We start from the raw sequence: 3298 nt of genomic DNA, 5'->3' as shown, positions 1-3298 counted from the left end.
GCGGGCCTCTCACGTTTACCGAAGGATCGGCTGATCCTTACAGGCTCTTCTGGCAGAAGTACCAGTCGGTGCACTCGTAGCCTTCTTCCAGGCGCTTTTCCGCACCCTCGGTAGTCGACGGCGGCGGAACGATGACCTTGTCGCCCGGCTGCCAGCCTTCCGGCGTGGCCACGCCATGCTTGGTCGAGGTCTGCAGCGAATCGACCAGGCGCAGGATCTCGTCGACCGAGCGACCGTTGGTCATCGGGTAGTACAGCATCGCGCGCAGGACGCCGTCCGGGTCGATGATGAAGGTCGCACGCACCGCGGAGGTGTCGGACGCGCCCGGGTGTACCATGCCGTAGGCCTTGGCCACCTGCATGGAGATGTCGGCGATGATCGGGAAGCCGATCTCCTGGCCGAACTTCTCCTTGATGTTGCGTACCCAGGCCACGTGCGAGTGGATGCTGTCGATCGACAGGCCCAGCAGGTCGCAGTCGCGCTTGAGGAACTCGTCATGGGCGCGGGCGAAGGCCGAGAACTCCGTGGTGCAAACCGGGGTGAAGTCCGCCGGGTGGGAGAACAGCACCAGCCAGCGACCCTTGTAGTCGTCCAGCTCCTTCATGCCGTGCGTGGTGTTGGCCTTGAACTCCGGGGCGCGCTCGTTGAGGCGCGGGAACTGGAGCACTTCTTGGGTCTGGGTTTCCTGTGCGTCGGACATGAGGTTACCTCCATCAGTAACGGTTGTGACACAGATCTCGGGGCCTGGCGGTTGCGCCTTTCTGTCCCCGACGCCGCAAACGATAGAGGGTGCTTATACACCAATCAAATGATTAATATCTAAACGATAGATAGACAGTATCAATCAATCATCATTTATCGCAATGACAATCCTCCGATACGCCCACGATCGCCGCAACCAGGCATTCGCCTCCGTGGGAACTCACTCCGGAGTGCCCGCCGACTCGGCAACTCACCACCGGTCGAACGCGAGAGCCCGCCACGAGGCCAACAAGCCCGCTTATCCCGACGCCTTCCGGCCATCATCGCAAGCAGCACCTGTCGTCTTGACGTGGTAGGCCACCTCGGCTACGTTCAGAGGTGCGTCTTTTGAGCCTGAATCCAAGGAGGCAACCATGAAAGACGGATCCAGTTCCTGCGCGCGACCGGCCAGCAAGGCCGGCTCCGGCAAGGCGGAAGAACCGCGCGCGACGGAACCAACTCCCGAACGAGAGGAACCCGTAATGACTGCACGAGTGGGCAAGCAAGCCCCGGATTTCAGTGCACCCGCTTACCTCAAGGGCAAGTTCACCAACGTGAGCCTGTCCGACTTTTCCGGCAAGTGGGTCCTGCTCTGTTTCTATCCGGGCGACTTCACCTTCGTCTGAGCTACTGAAGTGTCTGCGGTCGCAGCGAACTATCAGAAGCTTCAGGACCTGGGTGTCGAAGTCATTTCCGTCAGCGTGGACAGCCACTTCGTCCACAAGGTCTGGAATGACGTGGAACTGAGCAAGATGGCCGATGGTGGAGTGCCGTTCCACATGGCATCCGACCAGAACGGCGAGATTGGCCGGGCCTACGGGGTCTGGGATGAAGAGTCCGGGGTCGAACTCCGCGGTCGGTTCATCATCGACCCGGATGGCGTGATCCAGGCCGCCGAGACTCTCACGCCACCGGTAGGGCGGAAACTGGCGGAGACCATCCGCCAGGTCCAGGCCTACCAGCATGTGCGCAAGACCCAGGGCGCGGAGGTCTGCCCCGCCGGCTGGGAGCCGGGCAAGAAAACGCTCAAGCCCGGCCCCGAGCTGGTCGCGAAGGTCTGGGAACACTGGCAGCCTTCCGACGAGTAGGTCGGAACGCGCCGGACGGCCCATGCGACCCCGCCCTTCGAGGCGGGGTTTTTTGTAACCTGTGATGGACCACCGGGGCGCTTCTGGTGGACCCGCTACCCGCGGTGGGAAACATGAACGACGACAAGCCCAATCTGTCCCGACTACCCTCGGTCAGCCGCCTGCTCGAGGCGCCGACCGTCGCCGCCCTGGTCGAACGGCACGGCCGACAGGTGGTGACCGACCTGGCACGCGAGACGCTGGACGAGGCCCGCGCGGCGGCGCGTGACGGCGCGCCGATCCCGGAAGAGCCCACCCTCGTCGAGCGGATCGGTGCGACCGCCGAGGCCCGGGCGAGGCCCAACCTGCGGCCGGTGTTCAATCTCACCGGCACGGTGCTGCATACCAACCTGGGCCGCGCCCCGCTGCCCGAGGAGGCGATCGAGGCCCTGACGGCCGCGGCGCGTTCGCCCTGCGCGCTGGAGTACGATCTCGCCAGCGGCCGGCGCGGCGACCGCGACGACGTGGTCGAGTCGATCATCTGCGAGCTGACCGGCGCCGAGGCGGCCACGGTGGTCAACAACAACGCCGCGGCGGTGATGCTGCTGCTCGACACCCTGGCCAGAAAGCGCAAGGTGATCGTCTCGCGCGGCGAGCTGGTGGAGATCGGCGGGGCCTTCCGCGTGCCCGACATCATGAGCCGCGCCGGGGCGAAGCTCCGCGAGGTGGGCACCACGAACCGCACGCACCTGAAGGACTTTCGCGAGGCGATCGGCAAGAAGACCGCCATGCTGATGAAGGTCCACACCAGCAACTACGCCATCGAGGGCTTCACCAAGGCCGTGCCCGAGCGCGAGCTGGCCGACCTGGCCCACGAGCACGACCTGCCGTTCGTGGTCGATCTCGGCTCCGGCACCCTGACCGACCTGTCGCGCTTCGGCCTGCCGCACGAGCCCACCCCGCGCGAAAGCATCGAGGCGGGCGCGGACCTGGTCACCTTCTCCGGCGACAAGCTGCTCGGCGGGCCGCAGGCGGGGCTGATCGTCGGGCGCCGGGAGCTGGTCGAGGCGATCAAGCGAAACCCGCTCAAGCGCGCCCTGCGCGTGGGCAAGATCACGCTGGCGGCATTGGAGGCGGTGCTGCGCCTCTACCGCGACCCGGACCGTCTGGGCAAGCGCCTGACCGCCCTGCGCCAGCTGACCCGGCCCGAGGACGAGATCGCCGGCCTCGCCGAGCGACTGCGGCCCGCGGTGGAGCGCGCGCTGACCGGGCAGCCGGTCACGGTGAGCGTGACCCCGCTGCGCTCGCAGATCGGCTCGGGCTCGCTGCCGGTCGACCGCCTGCCCTCGGCCGGGCTGGCCATCCGGCCGCAGGGCCGGCGCGCGGGCATTCTGCATCGCATCGAGGCCGGCCTGCGCGCCCTGCCGCAGCCCGTGATCGGGCGGATCGAGGACGATGCGCTGCTGCTCGACCTGCGCTGCCTCGAACCG

General features: G+C 66.5%; 3 protein-coding genes. 2 read left to right on the top strand and 1 reads right to left on the bottom strand.

Translation table 11 applies throughout. From position 1 onward, the window contains the following. Positions 1 to 37 precede the first annotated feature (37 nt). Positions 38 to 700: a peroxiredoxin gene (locus ACLFMY_RS08775; RefSeq protein ID WP_410764282.1), complete on the bottom strand. Its 663-nt coding sequence runs from the start codon at positions 698 to 700 to the stop codon at positions 38 to 40. Positions 701 to 1115: 415 nt separating this feature from the next. On the opposite strand from ACLFMY_RS08775, the gene prxU reads away from it, so the two are divergent. Both prxU and selA read left to right on the top strand, forming a co-directional pair. Beyond that, complete coding sequence (gene prxU / locus ACLFMY_RS08770) at positions 1116 to 1829, top strand: thioredoxin-dependent peroxiredoxin (protein WP_410764281.1); 714 nt, start codon at positions 1116 to 1118, stop codon at positions 1827 to 1829. 113 nt (positions 1830 to 1942) lie between these two features. After that, positions 1943 to 3298: L-seryl-tRNA(Sec) selenium transferase (gene selA, locus ACLFMY_RS08765; RefSeq protein ID WP_410764280.1), on the top strand; the 1356-nt coding region annotated here is incomplete at its 3' end.

This window comes from Guyparkeria sp., from assembly GCF_046545975.1.
In the GTDB taxonomy this organism is placed as follows: Bacteria; Pseudomonadota; Gammaproteobacteria; order Halothiobacillales; family Halothiobacillaceae; genus Guyparkeria.
The sequence above is the reverse complement of the archived record's forward strand: the minus strand, read 5'-3'. Positions and strand labels throughout refer to the sequence as shown.

Excerpts from the sequence above, each read along its gene's own strand:
- ACLFMY_RS08775 (WP_410764282.1), bottom strand. The coding sequence starts at position 700 with ATGTCCGACGCACAGGAAACCCAGACCCAAGAAGTGCTCCAGTTCCCG.